Below are 21026 nucleotides of genomic sequence, written 5' to 3'. Positions count from 1 at the left end.
CACAAACTCCGGACGCACACCCCACGACTCCACCAGCCGGAACAACGCCACCTCAACGGCGAACAACCCCGCCTGCGTGAACACCGTCCGATCCAGCACCCGCGCATCAGAACCGAACACCACATCACGGACACTCGCACCATCACCAAGCTCCGCATCCAACGCAGCACAAACCTCATCAAAGACCTGGGCAAAGACGGGGTACCGGTCATACAACTCCCGGCCCATCCCCACACGCTGGGAACCCTGACCAGAGAACAACACCGCGAGCCGGCCACCACCGACCGCCGAACCCGCCACCACACCCGGCCCCGACTCACCCGAAGCCACCGCACCCAGCCCCGCCACCAACTCCTCACCCGAGGAACCGATCACCACCGCCCGGTCCTCAAGCCCAGCCCGACCCACAGCAAGCGACCAACCCACACTCGCCGCGGAAAGACCGGAAAGACCCCCACCCGCACCGACCCGGGACACCAACGCACCCGCCTGAGCCCGCAAAGCATCCGCACCCCGCCCGGACACCACCCACGGCACCACAGACAACGAAACAGAGGCATCCGAGACACCCGGGGCATCCGAAGCCTGCACTGGCTCCGGCGCCTCCTCGAGAATGACGTGCGCATTCGTGCCGCCCATGCCGAACGACGACACACCCGCAACCAGTGAACGTCCCTCGTGGGGCCACGCGCCCAGCGCCGTCTGAACCCGTAGCCGGAGCGAATCCAGGGGAATGTCGGCGGGCGGCGCCTCGAAATTCAGGCTTGCGGGAATGAGTCTGTGCTTGATCGACAATGCGGTCTTTATGAGCCCGGCGATTCCGGCCGCGCCCTCCAGGTGACCGATATTCGTCTTCACCGAACCGACCCGCAGTGGGTTTCCGTCCGGGCGTTCCCGACCCATTACCGCGCCGAGCGCCGCCGCTTCGATGCGGTCACCGACACGGGTGCCCGTGCCGTGAAGTTCGACATACTGGATGGAGGTGGAATCGACGCCCGCGCGTTCACACGCGAGACCGATGACTTCTTCCTGTGCCGCGCCGTGCGGCACGGTGAGCCCCTGCCCGCCGCCGTCGTTGTTCACCGCGCTGCCCCGGATGACACACAGGACGCGGTCTCCGTCGGCAACGGCTTGGGACAGTTTTTTGAGGACGACGATTCCGCCGCCCTCGCCGCGCACATATCCGTTGGCGCGCGCGTCGAAGGTGTGGCATGCGCCGTCGGGGGAAAGTCCGCCGAATTTTTCGGAGCGGGCGGCGCTCTCGGGGGCGAGGGCGAGGTTGACTCCGCCGGCCAGCGCGACGGTGCACTCCCCGTTGCGCAGCGCCTGGGCTGCCTGGTGCACGGCGACGAGGGACGAGGACTGGCCCGTGTCGACGGTGATGCTGGGTCCGCGCAGGCCAAGAGCGTAGGAGACCCGGTTGGCGATGATGCTGCGGGCGAGGCCGGTCATGGCGTGCGGACCGAGCGCCGTGGGCGCCTGGCGGTGCGTGAGCATCGCGTAGTCGTCCCACATGGCACCCATGAACACGCCGGTCGCGTGATTTTCGAGGGTGGTCGGGTCGATGCCGGATTCCTCGAGCGCCTCCCATGCCAATTCGAGGGCGAGGCGCTGTTGCGGATCCATCGCGGCGGCTTCACGTGGAGATATGCCGAAGAATCCTGCATCGAATTCGTCGACCCGCTCCAGATAGGCACCTGCGGAGGCAGAAGCGTTTTCCGTGGTGTCGCTCACATGTGAGCGGAGTCGACCATCTGAATCGCGGCCATGCGTTGCGGATACGACAGAGCGTCCGTCTTGCAGTAGTTGCCAGAATTCGGCAGGACCGGACACGCCCGGAAAACGGCAGGAAACACCGATGATGGCGATGTAATCATGAAGTAAAAAACGCGCACCGACCGACATGGTGTGAAGTTCCCCCGTTTGGCACCGAAAGCGGACATCGCGCTCGCGCCGACATACGACCTGCAAGGCCTCGTCACTCTAACCCGCTCAGGCGTTCCGGAGTCAAGGCAGTTCTGTCCACCCCTACGCTCCCCTTACACCTACACCTGACACAGCGTTACATCGTGACTGCACTTGCGAACTGTGGCCCACGTCATAGGCACCTCGGTGAACCCAACTGCTGTGCGTCTTCGCTCTCCTGAATGGAGGTCAGGCCAGCCTTCCACCCTCCTCGAACGGCGTGCTAGGTTGCAGTGAAAGATCAAGGGGGAGAGCCGGTGCGCGCGTGACCCGGCATCATGAAGCAGTTCTGACAGCCTAGTTGTAGGCATCGATGGGCCCGGTGTCCTCGGCCTCCCCGGGATGCGTTTCATTCCGGCGTATCCGCAGTCCAGTGAACACCCGTCCTCTGTCCCTCTGTTGCGCAGCAGGCCCACCGTGCTGTCCGCCGGCCCCGCCGGTGGTGACCTCGGCAGCGGCCCGCGCACCTGAGCATGTCCGCCGTCCTGACGGCCGCAACCGATCGGCCCAGTGAGCGCGAAGGAGTGTGCCCGGCACGATGAGCGAACCAACCACCCGTCGAGTGGCCATCGTCGGGGCGGGGGTGATGGGTTCGGGGATCGCCACTCTGGTGCTCGGACACGGCATCCCCGTCACCCTGGTGGACGTCGACGACACGACGCTGCAGGCGGCGCGCACCCGGATCCAGCAGCAGCTGCGGCATGCGCAGCTCATGGGCGCGCTGCCCGCCGGCACGGCGACCGGCGAACTGCTGACCACCGTGTCCCTGAGGGATGTCGCCGACGCGACCGCCGTCATCGAGGCGATCGTGGAGGACCCGGAGGCGAAGGCGAAGGTGCTGGCCGAGGTGTCGGCCGCCGTGCGGCCCGGGACTCCGCTGATCTCCAACACGTCCGGCATCCCCATCGCCGAGCTCGCCGAGTCGGTGACGAGGCCCGAGGAGTTACTCGGGACGCACTTCATGAATCCGTCGTACCTGATCCGGATGGTCGAGGTCAGCCGGGGACCGCGGACCGGTGACGCCGCGGTGGAGGCGGTGGTCGGCCTGCTGTCGGCGTTGGGCCGCAAGGCGGTCATCGTCCGGGACGCGCCGGGCTTCGTCACCAGCAGGCTGCTGCATCCGATGATCAATGCGGCGGCCCGGATCGTCGGTGAGGGCACGGCGACGGTGGAGTCGGTCGACGAGCTGATGGAGGGCTGTCTCGGGCACCCGACCGGCCCCCTGCGCACCGCCGACCTGATCGGACTGGACAACCTGGCCGATTCCCTGCAGGTCCTCTACGAACGCACCGGTGACGCCTCGTGCAAGCCGTGCGACCTGCTGGTGGACAAGGTCCGCCAGGGTCATCTCGGCCGCAAGTCCGGCCGGGGCTTCTACTGCTACTGATAGTTGAAAGGTGTTGCGGTGACCGCTGAACAGACCGCTGAGGGCGCTGCGTTGAGCTCGGAGACCGTGGAGCGTGAGCTGCTCGGGTTCCTGGAGACGAAGACCAAGGCCGCGCTGACGCCGGATCAGGACATGTTCGCGTCCGGCCTGGTCTCCTCGATGTTCGCCATGGAACTCGTCGTCCATCTCGAGCAGGAGTACCAGGTCGCCATCGTGGGCGCCGATCTGAAGCTGGACAACTTCCGGACCGTTCAGCGGATGACGGAACTGGTCCTTCGGCTGCAGGGCGCCTCGACCACGGCCGGCGATGCCTGACCGGCGCGTCGTCGGGCCGGCCCCTGCCGACCGGCTCGTCGACGAGTTCGCCCTCGTCGACGAGCTCGTCGACGGCAGCGCCGAGGCCTGGGACCTGGCCGGCGAGATCCCCGTCGACGTGCTGCGCACGGCCGGGCGGCGGGGGCTGCTGTCGGCGCAGGTGGCTCGTGAGCTGGGCGGACTCGGGCTCAGCAGCCGCGAGAACGGCGAGCTGACGGCGTACACGGGCAGTATGTGCAGCTCGTTGCGCAGTGTGATGACGTCGCAGGGCATGGCCGCCTGGACGATCCAGCGCCTGGCCAATCCCGACCAGTCGGCCGCCTTGCTTCCCGAACTGGTGAGCGGGCGGCTGGCCGCGGTCGGCTTCAGCGAGACCGGGGCCGGCTCCGATGTGACCGCCATGACGACCAAGATCGAGGTGTCGGGCGACTCGGTGGTCGTGAGCGGCCACAAGGTCTGGGTCACCGGCGCTCACTACGCCGACCTGCTGGTCGTGTTCGGGCAGTGTGAGGGCGGTGCGGCGGTCGTCGTGGTGCCCGCCTCGGCGCCCGGGGTGCATGTGGAGCGGGTCCCCGACCCGCTGGGATGCCGGGCGGCCGGCCATGCGAACGTGCGTCTCGACTCCGTGCGGCTGCCGCTGAGCAGCCTGCTCGGCAGTCCGGGCATGCCCCTGCCGCTGCTGGTCACCACCGCGCTCGCCTACGGCCGCATCTCGGTTGCCTGGGGCTGTGTCGGCATTCTGCGTGCGTGCCGGAGTGCCTCGGCGCACCATGCCGCCTCGCGGGTCCAGTTCGGAAAGCCGCTGCACGAGCATCAGCTGGTGGCGGCGCACCTGGCCGAACTGTATGTGTCCGAGCAGGTCGCGGCCCAGGCGTGCGCGCACGCCAGCGAGTGCTGGGACGCCGGCTCCCCCGATCTCGTCGTGGCGACTGTGCTGGCCAAGCATGTCAGCGCCGGGCATGCGGCCCGTGGTGCCGCGGCGGCGGTGCAGGTGCTGGCCTCGGCGGGGGCGCGGGACGGCCATGTCGTGGCTCGCGCGTACCGCGACGCGAAGCTCATGGAAATCATCGAGGGCAGCAACGAGATCTGCCAGTTGATCCTGGCGCAGCATGCCGTGGCGGCCGCGCCGTGACCCCCGGAGGGATTCCCATGTCTGACGTGCCGACCACGGTGAAGTGCCTGGTGTGGGACCTGGACAACACACTCTGGCAGGGCACGCTGTCCGAGGGCGACGTGGTGAGCGTGCCGGACGGCGTGCGGGAGCTGATCGTCGAGCTGGACTCCCGGGGCGTTCTGCAGTCCGTCGCCAGCAAGAACGATCACGACGTGGCCTGGGCCAAGCTGGAGGAGCTGGGCCTTGCCGAGTACTTCGTGCTGCCGCGGATCGGGTGGGGGCCGAAGTCGGACTCGGTGCGCGAGATCGCCGAGCAGCTGAAGTTCGCGCACGGCACGGTGGCGTTCGTCGACGACCAGCCCGCCGAGCGGGCCGAGGTCGCCTTCCACCTGCCGGAGGTCCGCTGCTACGCCGCGGACCGGCTGGCGGAGCTGGCGGGCCTGCCGGAGTTCAGTCCGCGGAGTGTCACCGTGGACTCGCGGCGGCGCCGGCAGATGTACCAGGCCGGCTTCCGGCGCGAGGCCGAGCAGGCCGCCTTCCGTGGGCCGGACGAGGAGTTCCTGCGGTCGCTGCAGCTGGAGATGCACATCGGGCGGGCGAGTGAGGAGCAGCTCTCGCGCGTCGAGGAGCTCACGCTGCGCACGAGCCAGATGAACGCGACCGGGGTGCACTATTCCGACGCGGAGCTACGGGAGCTGCTGACGGACCCCGGGCACGAGGTGCTGGTGACGACGATGGCGGACCGTTTCGGTCCGCACGGCGCGGTCGGTGTGCTGCTGCTTCGGACGCTGCCCGACGTCTGGCACCTCAAGCTGCTGGCGACGTCCTGCCGGGTGGTGTCGTTCGGGGCGGGCGCGGCGATCCTGAACTGGCTGATCGACCAGGCCGCGCAGGCGGGTGCGCATCTGGTGGCCGACTTCCGGGCCACGGAGCGCAACCGCATGATGGAGATCGCCTACCGGTTCGCCGGTTTCGGCGAGGAGCCGTGCGCCTGCCGGGACGAGCTGCCGGCCGCGAGGGCCGAGGAGGTGCAGCGGCTGCATCTGGTGTCGGGACGGCGCGAGCAGCACGCGACGATCCGGATCAGCGCACCGGACCTGGCCGCGGGCCGTCCGGCGGCCGTGGCGGGCCCGGTCCGCTGACCGCGGTGCTCACTCCGTCTTCTTGCGTACCAAGGTGATGCCGTCGGCCATCGGGAGGAGAGATATCTCCACCCGGTGGTCGTCACGCAGGAAGAGGTTCAATTCCCGGATGGCGACGGTGTCGGCGTCCTGGGCTGCCGGATCGATGACCCGGCCGAAGAAAAGGGTGTTGTCCAGGACGATGAGCCCGCCCGGCCGCACCAACTCCAGAGACAATTCGTAGTAGCGACGGTAATTCGCTTTGTCCGCGTCGACAAAGGCGAAGTCGAAGGTGCTTCCCTTTCCCTCGGCGAGCAGGCCCGCCAGGGTGTCGGCGGCATCTCCGATTCGTACGTCGATGCGGTCCGTCACGCCTGCCCGCGCCCAGTACTCCCGCCCGATGTCGGGCCACCTGTCACTGATGTCGCAGGTGACGAGGCGCCCACCGGGTGGCAGGGCGCGGGCCATGCACAGGGTGCTGTATCCGGTGAAGGTGCCGATCTCCAGCACGTTCCGTGCCTCCGTGAGGCCTACCAGGAAGCCGAGCAGCTGTCCCTCCTCGGCCATTACCTGCATGGCCGAGCCCATGGGCAGCTCACCGGTCAGTTCCCGCAGATCCCGCAATGTCTCGTCTTCACGCAATGACACGTCGCGCACATATGGGATTAATCCTGGTGCATTAACAATTTGATCAGCCACCACCTCAACATAGTGGTGGTGTGGATTGTGACGCAAGGGGCGGCCGAATTCGGCACCCTAATTCACCGTGGCCGGCCGAAGGTTCCGGCCGGCGGCTCCATGTCAGCGGGAGGTCTCGGCTTCCCGACCGTCACGCAGCCGCGCACGGTGGCCGACCGCGGTGGAACCGTTGGCGGTGCGCATCCGCACCGCGACCGCCGCGTGCTGAGGAGCCTCGCCGGGCTCACCGGTGCCGCACGCCTCGTGGGGCGCCGAGGTCACCATGGCGGGAGTGGCCGAGTCGGGGGCGACAGCGGTGATGCCGCGGCGCCGGTACCGCGGCGGCACGAACCGCTGGGCCCACACCGGCACGCGCGGCCTGAAGCGCGGGAGCAACAGCAGGATCAGGCCGACGGCGCTGAGGAAGACCACACCGAGCACGATCCACATCGACGCCGAGTTGACCGAGTACGCCAGCGCACCGAAACCGATCAGCGCCGACCAGAAGTACATGATCAGTACGGCCCGGCTGTGCGAGTGGCCGATCTCCAGCAGGCGGTGGTGCAGGTGGCCGCGGTCCGCGGCGAACGGGGACTGCCCGCGCCAGGTGCGGCGGACGATCGCCAGGACCAGGTCGGCGGCCGGCACGGCGATGATGGTCAGCGGCAGCAGCAGCGGGATGTAGACCGGGACCGTCTGGTGAACGGCCGCCTTCTCGGACCCCGCGTACAGATTGAGCGCGTCCGGGTCGAGCTGGCCGGTGATGGAGATCGCGCCCGCCGCCAGCACCAGACCGATCAGCATCGAGCCGGAGTCGCCCATGAAGATGCGCGCCGGGTGCATGTTGTGCGGCAGGAAGCCCAGGCACATGCCCATGAGGATGGCCGCGAACAGCGTGCCCGGAGCAGCGGCCTCGATGCCGTACGAGTACCAGATCCGGTACGCGTACAGGAAGAACGCGGCGGCCGCGATGCACACCATGCCGGCCGCGAGACCGTCCAGGCCGTCCACGAAGTTCACCGCGTTGATCGTGATGACGACCAGGGCGACCGTGAGCAGCGTGCCCTGCCACTGGGTCAGGGCCACGTTGCCGACGCCGGGGATGGGCAGCCACAGGATCGTCAGACCCTGCATGACCATCACGGCCGCGGCGATCATCTGACCGCCCAGCTTGATCAGGGCGTCGATCTCGAACTTGTCGTCCAGGACGCCGATCAGCCAGATCAGGGCGGCTCCGGAGAGCAGTGCCCGTGGCTCGTTCGACTTGGCGAAGACCTCGTTGAGGTTGGTGAGATGGTCCGCGACCAGCAGGCCCGCGCACAGGCCGAAGAACATCGCGATACCGCCGAGGCGCGGAGTGGGCTCCCGGTGCACGTCACGGGCCCGGATCTCCGGCATCGCCCCGGCCACGATCGCGAACTTCCGTACCGGCCCTGTCAGCAGATACGTCACCGCGACCGTGACGCAGAGCGTCAGCAGGTATTCACGCACGGGCTTCCCCACTAGTCTCACTGGCCATCTCGGCCTCCCACCCTAGCGCCGCGGGCACATGTATGAGGACTGCCGGGTACCGGCGATGGTTGCGCGTGCGGCCGTGCAGGCAGGTGCGTCCACTACCGCCTCACCCCGGATACGGCGGGAACAGACCGGCGAGCTCGCGCACGTCCACGCGTGCCTGTGCCCCGTCGATCTCACCGCGCAGCACCTTGCCGCAGAGCATGGCGATCCGCACCATCTGTTCCTCGCCCATGCCCTGGGTGGTCACCGCGGCCGTGCCCAGCCGCAGCCCGCGGCCGTCGCCGTGCGGCAGCGCACAGCAGTCCATCACCAGCCCGGCCGCGAGGAGCCGGCCGCGCGCGGTGCGGCCGTCCACACCGAGCGGTGCCGGGTCCGCGGTGATCAGGTGGGTGTCCGTGCCGCCGGTGGTGACCACCAGCCCCTCCGCGGCCAGGTGGCCGGCGAGCACGTGCGCGTTGGCGACCACCTGATGGGCGTACGCGGCGAAAGCCGGTGTCGCCGCCTCGCCGAACGCGACGGCCTTGGCGGCGATGGTGTGCATCTGGGCGCCGCCCTGGGTGAAGGGGAACACGGCCCGGTCGACGCGCTCGGCCAGCTCGGCACCGCACAGGATCATCCCGCCGCGCGGGCCGCGCAGCACCTTGTGGGTGGTCGCGCACACGATGTCGGCGTACGGCACCGGGTTGGGCGCCGCTCCCCCGGCGACCAGCCCGATCGGATGCGCGGCGTCCGCGATCAGATAGGCCCCGACCTCGTCGGCGACCTCGCGGAAGAAGGCGTAGTCGATGTGGCGGGGATAGGCGATCGAACCGCACACGATGGCCTTCGGCCGGTGGTTGCGGGCCAGGTGGCGCACCTGGTCGTGGTCGATCAGCCCGGTCTCGGCGTCGACGCCGTAGCCGACGAAGTCGAACCAGCGGCCGGAGAAGTTGGCCGGCGAGCCATGGGTGAGATGGCCGCCGTAGGGCAGCCCGAGGGCGAGGACGGTGTCGCCGGGGCGCAGCAGGGCCGCGTAGGCGGCCAGGACGGCCGAGGAGCCGGAGTGGGACTGGACGTTGGCGTGCTCGGCGCCGAAGAGGGCCTTGGCGCGATCGACGGCGAGGCGCTCGGCGGCGTCCACGAGTTCGCAGCCGCCGTGGTGCCGGGCGCCGGGGTAGCCCTCGGCGTACTTGTTGGCCAGCGCCGAGCCCAGGGCCGCGAGAACGGCGGGCGAGGTGAAGTTCTCGGCGGCGATGAGCTGGAGCGTCGTCGACTGCCGCGCGAGCTCTCCCAGCAGGATGTCGGCGAGCTCCGGGTCCTGATGCCGCAGGACGTCGGTCTCGAGGGTGTGGGTGACCGACATGGCGGGCTCCCGGGCGGTCGGCGGTGGCGTAGCTCCAATGTAGGCCGGGGAGGTGCGGGGCGCCCGGTAACGGAGCCGCACGAGAGCTCGGGCGGTTCTGCGGTGAGGGCGGCTGCGGGTTCGTCGTGGCTGATCGCGCCCTCGCGGCGGAGCCGCGTGCCGGCACAGCCCCGCGTCTGCAGGCGCGCCGGTACTACGTCCGCGCCGGAACCCCCGTCAACGCCGTCACCACCGGATCCAGCGCCTGGTGTATCTCGTCCCCCACCGACCGGAAGAACGGCAACGGCGCGCCGTACGGGTCGTACACCTCGTCCGCCTCCGCGGTCGGGGCCAGCAGCCACCCGCGTAGCGCCGCCGCCGCCCGTACCAGGGCCCGGGCACGCGCCACCACGCCGTCCTCCAACGGCGGCAGGGTGGCCGGGTCTATCGCCCGGACCAGGCGGGTGAACTCCTTCAGGGTGAAGGTGCGCAGGCCCGCCGAATGGCCCATGGAGATGACCTGGGCGCGGTGGTCGCGGGTGGCGGTCAGGACGAGGTCGGCCATGATGACGTGCTCGTCGAGCAGCTCCCGGCCGACGAACCCGGAGGCGTCCGCGCCGAACTCGGCCAGCACGGTCTCCGCGTTGGCCTCCATGGGCGCGCCCTCGTGGCCCCAGGTGCCCGCGCTCTCCACGATCAGCCCGCCGCCGAGTACCCCGAGTCGCTCGGCCACGAAATGGCGGGTCAGCCGCTCGGTGATGGGCGACCGGCACACGTTGCCGGTGCTGACGTGGAGGATGCGGAAGCTGTCGCGCGGAAAGCCGAAGGTCGTCGTCTCCTCCGCGACACGCTCCCCGGTGCCTATGCCACGCCCCGCTTCAGGGGCCGTCAATTCGCCACCTCGAGGTCGGGTACGACCTTGCGCAGCTCGTCCGGGGAGATCGCGCCCTCGCGCAGCAGCAGCGGCACCTCGCGGGAGACGTCCACGATGGACGACGGCACGTTGCCGGGGGTGGGGCCGCCGTCCAGGTAGACGGAGACGGAGTCGGCGAGCATCTCCTGGGCGGCGTCGCAGTTCTCCGGCGCCGGGTGGCCGGTGAGGTTCGCCGAGGATACGGCCATGGGGCCGACCTCGTTGAGCAGCTCGATGGCGACCGGGTGCAGCGGCATGCGCACGGCAACCGTGCCCCGGGTGTCGCCGAGGTCCCACTGCAGCGACGGCTGGTGCTTGGCGACCAGTGTCAGGGCACCCGGCCAGAACGCGTCGACCAGCTCCCAGGCCAGCTCCGAGAAGTCCGTGACGAGCCCGTGCAGCGTGTTGGGGGAGCCGATGAGGACAGGGGTGGGCATGTTGCGGCCCCGGCCCTTGGCGGCGAGCAGGTCGGCGACGGCCTCCGAGGAGAACGCGTCGGCGCCGATGCCGTACACCGTGTCGGTCGGCAGGACCACCAGCTCGCCCCGGCGGACGGCGGACGCGGCCTCGCGCAGACCCGTCACGCGGTCGGTCGCGTCGTTGGTGTCGTATCGCCGTGCCATGTCTAGCGGGCCTCCTCGTACACGTACTGCGGGGTGAAAGTCGGGACGGTCACGGCAGCGCCTTGCGGGCGGTCGCGAACCGGGGGCGGTTGTTGAGGTCGGGGTGGTCGGCCGCGTCGGCCCAGCCCCGTTCCTCGGTGAAGATCCACGGCACCTGTCCGCCCTGGGTGTCGGCGTGCTCGATGACGACGACGCCACCCGGGCGCAGCAGCCGGTGCGCGGTGCGCTCGAGGCCGCGGATCAGGTCGAGGCCGTCCTCACCGGAGAACAGCGCCAGCTCCGGGTCGTAGTCGCGGGCCTCCGGGGCCACGTACTCCCACTCGGTGAGCGGGATGTACGGCGGGTTGGAGATGACCAGGTCTACCTGGCCGTCGAGGTCGGGGAAGGCGGTCAGCGCGTCGCCCTGCCGCAGATCGACCCTCGACCCCGCCACGTTCTTGCGGGTCCACACCAGAGCGTCCTCGGACAGCTCAACGGCGTGCACACGCGAGCGCGGGACCTCCTGGGCGAGGGCGAGCGCGATGGCGCCGGAGCCGGTGCACAGGTCGACGATGCACGGTCCGACCACGTCCATGGCGCGTACGGCGTCTATGGCCCAGCCGACCACGGACTCGGTCTCCGGCCGGGGCACGAACACCCCCGGCCCGACCTGCAGCTCCAGGTACCGGAAGTAGGCCCGGCCGGTGATGTGCTGCAGCGGCTCGCGCTGCTCACGCCGGGCGATGACCTCCCAGTACCGGGCGTCGAAGTCCGAATCCTTCACGGAGTGCAGTTCGCCCCGCTTCACACCGTGCACGAACGCGGCGAGCTCCTCCGCGTCGTTGCGCGGCGAGGGCACGCCGGCGTCGGCCAGCCGCTGGGTGGCCTGGGCCACCTCCGCGAGCAGCAGGTTCACGCAAGTCCTCCGTGTCGTACTCGTGCGTGCGTACGCCTCTTAGGCGGCCGCCAGCTTGGCCGCCGAGTCGGCGTCGACGCAGGCCTGGATCACCGCGTCGAGTTCGCCATCCAGGACCTGGTCCAGGTTGTAGGCCTTGAAGCCGACGCGGTGGTCCGAGATGCGGTTCTCCGGGAAGTTGTAGGTGCGGATCTTCTCGGAGCGGTCGACGGTACGGACCTGGCTGCGGCGGGCGTCGGCGGCCTCCCTCTCCGCCTCCTCCTGCGCAGCTGCGAGCAGCCTGGAGCGCAGGATACGCATCGCCTGCTCCTTGTTCTGCAGCTGGCTCTTCTCGTTCTGGCAGGAGGCGACGACTCCGGTGGGGAGGTGCGTGATGCGCACCGCGGAGTCGGTGGTGTTGACGGACTGGCCGCCCGGGCCGGAGGAGCGGTAGACGTCGATACGCAGGTCGTTCGGGTTGATCTCCACGTCCACCTCCTCGGCTTCCGGGGTGACGAGGACACCGGCGGCGGAGGTGTGGATACGGCCCTGGGACTCGGTGGCCGGCACACGCTGCACGCGGTGCACACCGCCCTCGTACTTCAGCCGCGCCCAGACGCCCTGGCCGGGCTCGATCTGCCCGCGGGCCTTCACGGCGACCTGGACGTCCTTGTAGCCGCCCAGCTCGGACTCGGTGGCGTCGATGATCTCGGTCTTCCAGCCGATGCGCTCGGCGTAGCGCAGGTACATGCGCAGCAGATCACCGGCGAACAGGGCGGACTCGTCGCCGCCGGCGCCCGCCTTGATCTCCAGGATGACGTCCTTGTCGTCACTCGGGTCGCGCGGGACGAGCAGCAGACGCAGCTTCTCGGTCAGCTCCTCGCGCTGCTTCTCCAGATCCTTGACCTCGGCGGCGAACTCGGGATCGTCGGCGCCGAGTTCGCGCGCGGTCTCGATGTCGTCGCCGGTCTGCTTCCAGGAGCGGTACGTGGCGACGATCGGGGTCAGCTCGGCGTAGCGCTTGTTCAGCTTGCGCGCGTTCGCCTGGTCGGAGTGGACCGACGGGTCGGCGAGCTTCTTCTCCAGGTCGGCGTGCTCGGCGACGAGTTCCTCGACGGCCTCGAACATCTTTCGGCTCCTGTACTGCGGTGAGGGGAAGGACGGGCGACCAAAAACGCCGGTCCCGGGCACACCCCGGCTGGGGCGTGACCGTGGACCGGCGAAATGGGGCTCGCTACTTCTTGGAGCCGGCGGCAGCCTTGCCGAAGCGGGCCTCGAAGCGGGCCACACGGCCACCGGTGTCGAGGATCTTCTGCTTGCCCGTGTAGAACGGGTGGCACTCGGAGCAGACCTCGGCCCGAATGGTGCCGGACTCGATGGTGCTACGGGTGGTGAACGACGCGCCACAGGTGCAGCTGACCTGCGTCTCGACGTACGCGGGGTGGATGTCGCGCTTCAAGGTGTCTCCTAGGTTTCGGGAGGGCGCCGGGTCGCCGCCGCGGGGTGCGGGAGCGTGAACCGGAGCCGACGTACCAGTCTGCCAGGACTGGTGCCATCCACCCAAACCGGGGGTGCGGTTGTTCTATTCCGGGGTAGCCCCTCAGGGGGCCACCACGCCTTCGGCGTCTCCTGCGGCCGTGCCCTTCGTGGCCGCTGCCGGGATCGGCTTGTCGTTCTTCAGGGCCGTCCAGACCAGCTGGGCCTTGGCCTTCGCCAGAAGGACGCGGTTGGGGTTGGCCGGGTCGTACTGGACCGGCATCGTGACCATCTTCATGTGGGACGAGCCGATGCCCTTGAGGCCGTTGGCGAAGTCGATCAGGGAGTCGACCGAGCCGAGGTCGGAGTCGGTGGTGACGGCCTTGGTGGCGGTGTCGGCGATGTCGTACAGCTTCTTGGGGTTGGTGAAGACGCCGACGTGCTTGACCTGGTCGATCAGTGCCTTGATGAACGCCTGCTGGAGCTGGATGCGGCCCAGGTCGGAGCCGTCGCCCACGCCGTGCCGGGTGCGGACCAGGCCGAGGGCCTGCCGGCCGTCGAGGGTGTGGGGGCCGGCCTCCAAATTCAGGTGGCTCCGCGGGTCGTCGATCCTCTTGGTCGTGGTGACCCGGACCCCGCCGAGGTCGTCGATGAGCTGCTGGAAGCCCTCGAAGTCGACCTCCAGGTAGTGGTCCATGCGGATGCCGGTGATCGACTCGACGGTCTTCACCGCGCAGGCCGCGCCGCCGGTCGAGTACGCCTCGTTGAACATCACGCCGGACGCGGCGGGGTGGGTGGTGCCCTGGGGGTCGGTGCACCGGGGGCGGTCGACGAGGGTGTCCCGCGGGATCGAGACCACGCCGGCCTTCTTGTGGCCCTCGTAGACGTGGACGATCATCGCCGTGTCGGAGCGGGCGCTGCCGTCGTCGGTGCCGCCGCCGAGCTTCTTGTTCTTGCCGGAGCGCGTGTCCGAGCCGAGGACCAGGATGTTCTGGGAGCCGTTGTCGATCTTCGTGGGCCGGTCGTTGCCGAGGGCCTGGTTGATGTCGACGCTCTGGAGGTTGCCGTTGAGCTTGAAGTACAGGTATCCGGCGCCGGTGCCCCCCAGCACGACCACGCCCGCCGCCGTCCAGGCCGTGGCGAGCAGGGCCTTACGGCTCCCGCTGCGGGGCTTGCGGCGGCGGCCCCTGCCACCGCGGCGGGGGCCGGTCTCGGCCGGCTCCGCTATGCCGGACTCCGGCGTGCTCTCGGCGGACACATCGCTCCCAGGTCTCGTCGGTCGGTTACCCCCTGTTTTTCAGGGTCAGGCGCGGTCGTCACCGTCCCATCGTCGCTCCGCCAGGTCAGACGGGGAAACTCGGGAAAGGGTTGCACAACGCAGGGTGCTCACCGCGTGCGGCGATGGACACGCTCCGTAACCGCGCCATCGGGCCGAACCCCGCTCACCTGCGTTTTCCGCCGACACGGCCGTACGACCCGAAGTCGTCGCCGACCGAGCCCCGTGTGGCAGAGATCTCGCCGGGAACGCGGAAGGCCGCCCCCCGTCCCTGAAGGACGGGGGGCGGCCTCGATCCGGCGTTCGCTCAGTCCCCGTTGCCCGGGGTCGGCGTCGTCTTCTGGATCTGCATCAGGAACTCGACGTTCGACTTCGTCTGCTTCATCTTGTCGAGAAGCAGCTCGATCGCCTGCTGCTGGTCCAGCGCGTGCAGGACCCGGCGGAGCTTCCAGACGACGGCCAGCTCCTCGTTGCCGAGCAGGATCTCTTCCTTACGGGTGCCGGACGCGTCGACGTCCACCGCCGGGAAGATGCGCTTGTCGGCGAGCTTCCGGTCGAGCTTGAGCTCCATGTTGCCGGTGCCCTTGAACTCCTCGAAGATCACCTCGTCCATGCGGGACCCGGTGTCCACCAGGGCGGTGGCGAGGATGGTCAGCGAACCGCCGTCCTCGATGTTCCGGGCCGCACCGAAGAAGCGCTTCGGCGGGTACAGCGCGGTCGAGTCGACACCACCGGACAGGATGCGGCCCGAGGCGGGCGCGGCCAGGTTGTAGGCACGGCCCAGACGCGTGATGGAGTCGAGCAGCACGACGACGTCGTGGCCCAGCTCCACCAGACGCTTGGCGCGCTCGATGGCCAGCTCGGCGACCGTGGTGTGGTCCTCGGCCGGGCGGTCGAAGGTCGAGGAGATGACCTCGCCCTTGACCGACCGCTGCATGTCGGTGACCTCTTCCGGACGCTCGTCGACGAGGACGACCATCAGGTGGCACTCGGGGTTGTTGTGCGTGATCGCGTTGGCGACCGCCTGCATGATCATGGTCTTACCGGTCTTCGGCGGGGCCACGATCAGACCGCGCTGGCCCTTACCGATCGGCGAGACCAGGTCGATAATGCGAGTGGTGAGCACGCCCGGGTCCGTCTCCAGGCGGAGGCGGTCCTGCGGGTAGAGCGGGGTCAGCTTGTTGAACTCCGGGCGGCCGCGGCCGTGTTCGGGCGCCATGCCGTTGACGGAGTCGAGGCGGACCAGCGCGTTGAACTTCTCGCGGCGCTCGCCCTCCTTGGGCTGCCGGACCGCACCGGTGACGTGGTCACCCTTGCGCAGGCCGTTCTTGCGGACCTGGGCGAGGGAGACGTAGACGTCGTTCGGGCCCGGCAGGTAGCCGGAGGTCCGGATGAAGGCGTAGTTGTCGAGGATGTCCAGGATGCCCGCGACGGGGATCAGGACGTCGTCCTCGGCGAGCTGCGGCTCGGCGATCTCGTCGCGGCCCCGGCGGCCGCGGCGGTCCCGGTAGCGGCCGCGACGGCCCCGGCGGCCGCCCTCGAAGTCGTCGTCGTCCTGCTGCTGGCGGTCCCGGTCGCGGTCCTGACGGCCGCCGCCCTGCTGCTGGCCCTGCTGCTGACGGTCCTGGCGGCCGCCGCCCTGGCCCTGCTGCTCGTCGCCCTTGCCACGGCGGTCGCGGTCGCGGCCGCGCTCCCGGCGGTCGCGGCGGCCACGGCCCTCGCCGTCACCGGCGTCGCCCTTGGCCTCGCCCTGCTGCGGGGCCGGCGTCTCGGCCTTGGGCTCGCTCTTCGCCTCGGCGGCGATGGTCTCGGCGCCGTTCGCGGTGGGGCTGCCCGCCTCCGCGGTGGCGCGACGGCGACGGCGCTCGGTCGGGGCGTCGTCACTGGCCGGCTGGCCGGGAATCTCGATCTGCTGCTGGGCCACGGCCTTCTCGGCGGGGGCCTCGCTCTTGGCCTCGGCCTTCTTCTCCGCGTCCTCACCCGTACGGGCCTTGGAGGTGGCCCGGCGCTTGGGCTTGGTCTCGGCGGCGGCCTCGGCCTTGGGGGCTGCGCCCCCGCCGGCCTGGGCCTCCTTGATGACCTCGATCAGCTGGCTCTTGCGCATACGCGCGGTACCCCTGATGCCGAGGCCCGAGGCGACCTGCTGCAGCTCGGCCAGCACCATGCCGTCGAGGCCGGTACCGCGGCGCCGCCGGGAGCCGGCACCGGTGGTAGGCGCGGAGGCGTCCGTGGCGGGCGCGGCAGCGGTCTCCTCGACACGTGCGCCCATCAGATCGGTGGTGTCGCTCACGAAGGGTCCTTCCCTGGAGCGGACGTCGGCCTGTCTGGCTCGGCGACCGGTTGTGCTGTCCGGCTACGGTCCTGTCTTCTGTGAACCGTGCCGGGGCGGTGGTCCGCCCAAAGCGGCGGAAGAGAATTTGCTGGATGGCGCTTCCGCGAGCCGTGGCACCGAGTGTCACGTGGCGTGGTAGCGCCTGTTCCGGAGCGTGCCCGGCGGCCCGCTCAGTGCCCGCATGCGACGTACTGCCCAGGTACGGCGCACGGAACACGGAGTGGCGTGGGAGGCTCCCGGAAGAATGTCTGTCCCGGACGGGGACACGAGGCACCTCGCCATGGTGGGGTCGGGTGCAGACTTGAGGTTAACACTACCGGATCCAACAAACATTCCCCCTCTCCAAATCCGGCAACCGTGTGTCAGGTCGCAAGCGGCAGCACGCTCGCTCCCCGCACGTCCAGGCTCAGCCGGTTGGCGGCCCAGTCGGCGCCGGCCAGGGCCTCCACCTTGTCGGCGGTGCCGGCGTCGGTGAGAGCCATGACGGTGGGCCCGGCACCCGAGATCACGGCCGGGATGCCGTCGGCCCGCAGCCGCTCCACCAGCGCGGCGCTCTCCGGCATGGCCGGGGCGCGGTACTCCTGGTGGAGGCGGTCCTCGGTGGCGGGCAGCAGCAGCTCGGGGCGCCGGGTGAGGGCCTCGACGAGCAGGGCGGCGCGGCCCGCGTTGGCGGCGGCGTCGACGTGCGGCACGGTGCGCGGCAGGAGGCCGCGCGCGGTCTCGGTCAGGACCGGCTTTCCGGGCACGAAAACCACCGGAACGATGGAATGGTTCGGCTCCATCCTGATCGCCCGGGCGGCGCCGGACTCCATCCAGGACAGGGTGAAGCCACCGAGCAGACAGGCCGCCACGTTGTCCGGGTGACCCTCGATCTCGGTGGCCAGCTCCAGCAGCGCGGCATCGTCGAGCCGGGCCTCGCCGCCTATGGTCACCGCGCGGGCGGCGACGATGCCGGCGCAGATGGCGGCCGAGGAGGAGCCGAGGCCACGGCCGTGCGGAATGCGGTTGGCGCAGACGATCTCCAGGCCGCGGGGCTGTCCGCCCAGCAGGTCGAAGGCGGTGCGCAGGGAACGGACGAGCAGATGGCGTTCGTCCCGGGGCAGGGTCTCGCCGCCCTCACCCGCGATGTCGATGTGCAGCCCGGAGTCGGCCACCCGGACGACCACGTCGTCGTAGAGCCCCAGCGCGAGGCCCAGGGCGTCGAAGCCCGGACCGAGGTTGGCGCTGGTGGCGGGAACGCGCACCCGGACGGCGGCGGCGCGGAACGCTGGACCGGCCATCGCTCGTTGACTCTCCTTGAGCTGCGTGGCGGTCGAATGACACTCGATGGACTCGATGGACATTCGACCGAAGTTCGGTGGACATCCGATGACGTACGAAGACCCGTCGGACCGCGGAGACGACGCGGCACCGTGCCACACGCGAGGGCATACGCGGTGGGCGGGTTCGGTACAGCCTATCGAAGGAAGGTTCTGTGGCGACATAGGGCGCACAGGAGGCGCACGATGCGTGTCGTAAGCCTCATGTGCTCCCTGTCCGGGAGGACCCGGGGCTCCCCGCCACGAGGAGGGCCCGGGGTCCCGGTCCGGGAAGGACCCGGGACTCATGTGGGAGAACCCGGGCCTTCCTGTTCCGGGGAAGGCCCGGGTCCCGGATGCTCAGGCGAGGCCGAGGCGCTCGGCCGCCGTGGCCGCGTCGACGGGGACGGTGACCGGCTGCGGGGCGCCGGCGACCGCCCAGTCGGGGTCCTTCAGGCCGTTGCCGGTGACGGTGCACACGATCCGCTGCCCCGGGTCGACCTTGCCCTGCTCGGCGGCCTTGAGCAGACCGGCCACGGAGGCGGCGGAGGCGGGCTCCACGAAGACGCCCTCCTGCGCGGCCAACAGGCGGTAGGCACGCAGGATTTCACGGTCCGTCACCTCGTCGATGACACCGCCGGACTCGTCCCGCGCGGCCAGGGCGTACTGCCAGGAGGCCGGGTTGCCGATGCGGATGGCGGTGGCGATGGTCGACGGGTCCTTGACGACCTCGCCGCGCACGATCGGGGCACTGCCGGAGGCCTGGAAGCCCCACATCCGAGGGGTACTGGAGGCGATGCCGTCGGCGGCGTACTCCCGGTAGCCCTTCCAGTAGGCCGTGATGTTGCCCGCGTTGCCGACCGGGAGGACGTGGATGTCGGGCGCGTCGCCGAGCATGTCCACGATCTCGAAGGCAGCCGTCTTCTGACCCTCGATACGCACCGGGTTGACCGAATTCACCAGCGCCACAGGGTAGTTCTCGCTCAGTTCCCGAGCGAGCGTGAGGCAGTCGTCGAAGTTGCCGTCGACCTGGAGGATCTTGGCGCCGTGCACGAGGGCCTGGCCCATCTTGCCGAGGGCGATCTTGCCCTGCGGCACGAGCACGGCGGAGACCATGCCGGCCCGCACGCCGTACGCGGCCGCGCTGGCGGAGGTGTTGCCGGTGGAGGCGCAGATGACGGCCTTCGCCCCCTCCTCCTTGGCCTTGCTGATGGCCATGGTCATGCCGCGGTCCTTGAAGGACCCGGTGGGGTTGGCGCCCTCCACCTTCAGGTGGACCTCGCAGCCCGTGCGCTCGGAGAGCACCTGCGCGGGCACGAGGGGCGTGCCGCCCTCGCGGAGCGTCACGACCGGCGTGGTGTCGGATACCGGCAGCCTGTCCCGGTACTCCTCGATGATTCCGCGCCACTGGTGGGTCATTGCTGGTTACTCTCCTTCAACCCGCATGATGCTGGCGACACCCCGCACGGTGTCGAGCTTGCGCAGCGCCTCGACGGTCCCGTTCAGGGCGGCGTCGGACGCACGGTGGGTGACGACGACGAGGGAGGCCTCGCCGTCCTTGCCCTGCTGGCGAACGGTGTCGATGGACACCCCGTGCTCGGCGAACACGGTCGCGACCTGGGCGAGTACGCCCGGTTTGTCCGCGACGTCAAGGCTGATGTGGTACCGCGTGACGACCTCGCCCATCGGCGACACGGTCAGCGCGGCGTACGCCGACTCACCGGGCCCCGTCGAGCCGCTCAGCCGGTTGCGGCACACGGCGACGAGGTCACCGAGGACGGCGGAGGCGGTGGGCGCACCGCCGGCGCCGGGACCGTAGAACATCAGCTGCCCGGCCGCGTCGGACTCCACGAAGACGGCGTTGTACGCGCCGCGCACGGAGGCGAGCGGGTGGCTGAGCGGGATCATCGCCGGATGCACGCGCGCGGTGACCGACGCACCGTCCTTCGAGCGCTCGCAGATGGCGAGCAGCTTGATGGTGCAGCCCATCTCCTTGGCCGAGCGGAAGTCGGCGGCGGTGACCTCGGTCATGCCCTCGCGGTAGACGTCGTCGAACCGCACGCGCGTGTGGAAGGCGATGCCGGCGAGGATGGCGGCCTTGGCGGCGGCGTCGAACCCCTCGACGTCGGCGGTCGGGTCGGCCTCGGCGTACCCGAGCGCAGTGGCCTCGTCGAGGGCCTCCTGGTAACCCGCCCCCGTGGAGTCCATCTTGTCGAGGATGAAGTTGGTCGTGCCGTTGACGATGCCGAGCACCCGGTTGACCTTGTCCCCGGCGAGGGACTCGCGCAGCGGCCGGATCAGTGGGATGGCACCGGCGACGGCGGCCTCGTAGTACAGGTCCCTGCCGTGCTCCTCGGCGGCGGCGTGCAGGGCGGCCCCGTCCTGGGCGAGCAGCGCCTTGTTGGCGGAGACGACGGAGGCGCCGTACTCGAAGGCGGTGGTGATGAGGGCCCGCGCCGGCTCGATCCCGCCGATGACCTCCACGACGACGTCGATGTCGCCGCGTTTGACGAGGGCGGTGGCGTCGGTGGTGACGAGGGCGGGATCGATGCCCTCGCGCACCTTGCTCGGACGCCGTACGGCGACCCCGGCGAGCTCGACCGGGGCGCCGATCCTGGCGGCGAGGTCGTCGGCGTGCGTCGTCATGATGCGCGCCACCTCTGAGCCGACCACTCCACAGCCCAGCAGCGCCACCTTCAGCGGACGCGTACGCATCATCCGACCTCGTTTCCTCATACCGTCTACGGTTGGACCAGTCTCACTCACCGGACGGGAGTTTCTACCCTTCGTCCGGATCGTGAGACATCTATTTCAT

The 21026-nt window shown here is 69.8% G+C and carries 18 protein-coding genes; 4 read left to right on the top strand and 14 right to left on the bottom strand.

Going from position 1 to position 21026, the window contains the following annotated elements:
* A partial coding sequence (locus ABZ079_RS26895) for a type I polyketide synthase (RefSeq protein WP_356942018.1) occupies nt 1-1905 on the bottom strand: 1905 nt, incomplete at its 3' end.
* A gap of 598 nt (nt 1906-2503) precedes the next feature.
* Here ABZ079_RS26895 and ABZ079_RS26890 point away from each other — a divergent pair.
* From ABZ079_RS26890 to ABZ079_RS26875, 4 genes are read left to right on the top strand one after another with little or no spacing between them, the layout of a single operon-like run.
* Entirely contained in the window at nt 2504-3352 is an 849-nt protein-coding gene (locus tag ABZ079_RS26890) for a 3-hydroxyacyl-CoA dehydrogenase family protein (RefSeq protein WP_356942017.1), read from the top strand.
* An 18-nt stretch (nt 3353-3370) separates the two neighbouring features.
* Nucleotides 3371-3667 carry a phosphopantetheine-binding protein gene (locus ABZ079_RS26885; protein WP_356942016.1) on the top strand — a complete coding sequence of 99 codons (297 nt, stop codon included), beginning with the start codon at nt 3371-3373 and terminating at the stop codon, nt 3665-3667.
* Nucleotides 3660-4799: an acyl-CoA dehydrogenase family protein gene (locus tag ABZ079_RS26880; protein WP_356942015.1), complete on the top strand. Its 1140-nt coding sequence runs from the start codon at nt 3660-3662 to the stop codon at nt 4797-4799. Before ABZ079_RS26885 ends, ABZ079_RS26880 begins: the two co-directional genes overlap by 8 nt.
* A 17-nt stretch (nt 4800-4816) precedes the next feature.
* Nucleotides 4817-5923 carry an HAD-IIIC family phosphatase gene (locus ABZ079_RS26875; protein WP_356942014.1) on the top strand — a complete coding sequence of 369 codons (1107 nt, stop codon included), beginning with the start codon at nt 4817-4819 and terminating at the stop codon, nt 5921-5923.
* A gap of 9 nt (nt 5924-5932) precedes the next feature.
* Here the strand turns inward: ABZ079_RS26875 and ABZ079_RS26870 are convergent, their stop codons facing one another.
* The 13 genes from ABZ079_RS26870 to ABZ079_RS26810 all read right to left on the bottom strand — a co-directional run bounded on the left by ABZ079_RS26870 (nt 5933) and on the right by ABZ079_RS26810 (nt 20929).
* Nucleotides 5933-6601, bottom strand: coding sequence for a class I SAM-dependent methyltransferase (locus ABZ079_RS26870; RefSeq protein ID WP_356942013.1), 669 nt, complete (start codon nt 6599-6601; stop codon nt 5933-5935).
* A 102-nt stretch (nt 6602-6703) separates the two neighbouring features.
* On the bottom strand, nt 6704-8071 hold the full coding sequence (locus tag ABZ079_RS26865; RefSeq protein WP_356942012.1) for an MraY family glycosyltransferase: 1368 nt from the start codon (nt 8069-8071) through the stop codon (nt 6704-6706).
* 130 nt (nt 8072-8201) lie between these two features.
* Nucleotides 8202-9440 (bottom strand): serine hydroxymethyltransferase, encoded by a 1239-nt coding sequence (gene glyA / locus ABZ079_RS26860; protein WP_356942011.1) that lies wholly within the window; start codon nt 9438-9440, stop codon nt 8202-8204.
* A gap of 193 nt (nt 9441-9633) precedes the next feature.
* Nucleotides 9634-10311, bottom strand: a complete 678-nt coding sequence (locus ABZ079_RS26855; protein ID WP_356942010.1) for a protein-tyrosine-phosphatase — start codon at nt 10309-10311, stop codon at nt 9634-9636.
* Entirely contained in the window at nt 10308-10955 is a 648-nt protein-coding gene (locus ABZ079_RS26850) for an L-threonylcarbamoyladenylate synthase (protein WP_356942009.1), read from the bottom strand. Before ABZ079_RS26850 ends, ABZ079_RS26855 begins: the two co-directional genes overlap by 4 nt.
* Before the next feature lie 49 nt (nt 10956-11004).
* On the bottom strand, nt 11005-11850 hold the full coding sequence (gene prmC / locus ABZ079_RS26845; RefSeq protein ID WP_356942008.1) for a peptide chain release factor N(5)-glutamine methyltransferase: 846 nt from the start codon (nt 11848-11850) through the stop codon (nt 11005-11007).
* A 39-nt stretch (nt 11851-11889) separates the two neighbouring features.
* Nucleotides 11890-12957: a peptide chain release factor 1 gene (gene prfA, locus ABZ079_RS26840; RefSeq protein WP_356942007.1), complete on the bottom strand. Its 1068-nt coding sequence runs from the start codon at nt 12955-12957 to the stop codon at nt 11890-11892.
* A gap of 106 nt (nt 12958-13063) precedes the next feature.
* A complete protein-coding gene (gene rpmE / locus ABZ079_RS26835; RefSeq protein WP_014675000.1) occupies nt 13064-13288 on the bottom strand; it encodes a 50S ribosomal protein L31 in 225 nt (74 codons plus the stop codon).
* A gap of 141 nt (nt 13289-13429) precedes the next feature.
* Nucleotides 13430-14563, bottom strand: coding sequence for an LCP family protein (locus tag ABZ079_RS26830; protein WP_356942006.1), 1134 nt, complete (start codon nt 14561-14563; stop codon nt 13430-13432).
* 325 nt (nt 14564-14888) lie between these two features.
* The gene (gene rho, locus ABZ079_RS26825) at nt 14889-16871 is read right to left on the bottom strand and encodes a transcription termination factor Rho (RefSeq protein WP_356942005.1); all 1983 of its coding nucleotides are present in this window, start codon (nt 16869-16871) and stop codon (nt 14889-14891) included.
* A gap of 404 nt (nt 16872-17275) precedes the next feature.
* On the bottom strand, nt 17276-18193 hold the full coding sequence (thrB, locus tag ABZ079_RS26820; protein WP_356942004.1) for a homoserine kinase: 918 nt from the start codon (nt 18191-18193) through the stop codon (nt 17276-17278).
* Between the two features lie 378 nt (nt 18194-18571).
* On the bottom strand, nt 18572-19630 hold the full coding sequence (gene thrC / locus ABZ079_RS26815; RefSeq protein WP_356942003.1) for a threonine synthase: 1059 nt from the start codon (nt 19628-19630) through the stop codon (nt 18572-18574).
* A 6-nt stretch (nt 19631-19636) separates the two neighbouring features.
* The gene (locus tag ABZ079_RS26810) at nt 19637-20929 is read right to left on the bottom strand and encodes a homoserine dehydrogenase (protein ID WP_356942002.1); all 1293 of its coding nucleotides are present in this window, start codon (nt 20927-20929) and stop codon (nt 19637-19639) included.
* Nucleotides 20930-21026 lie beyond the last annotated feature (97 nt).

This window comes from Streptomyces sp. NPDC006314 (assembly GCF_040613075.1).
Classification (GTDB): Bacteria; Actinomycetota; Actinomycetes; order Streptomycetales; family Streptomycetaceae; genus Streptomyces.
Note: the sequence above shows the minus strand (reverse complement) of the source record. Positions and strands in the feature narration are given on the sequence as shown.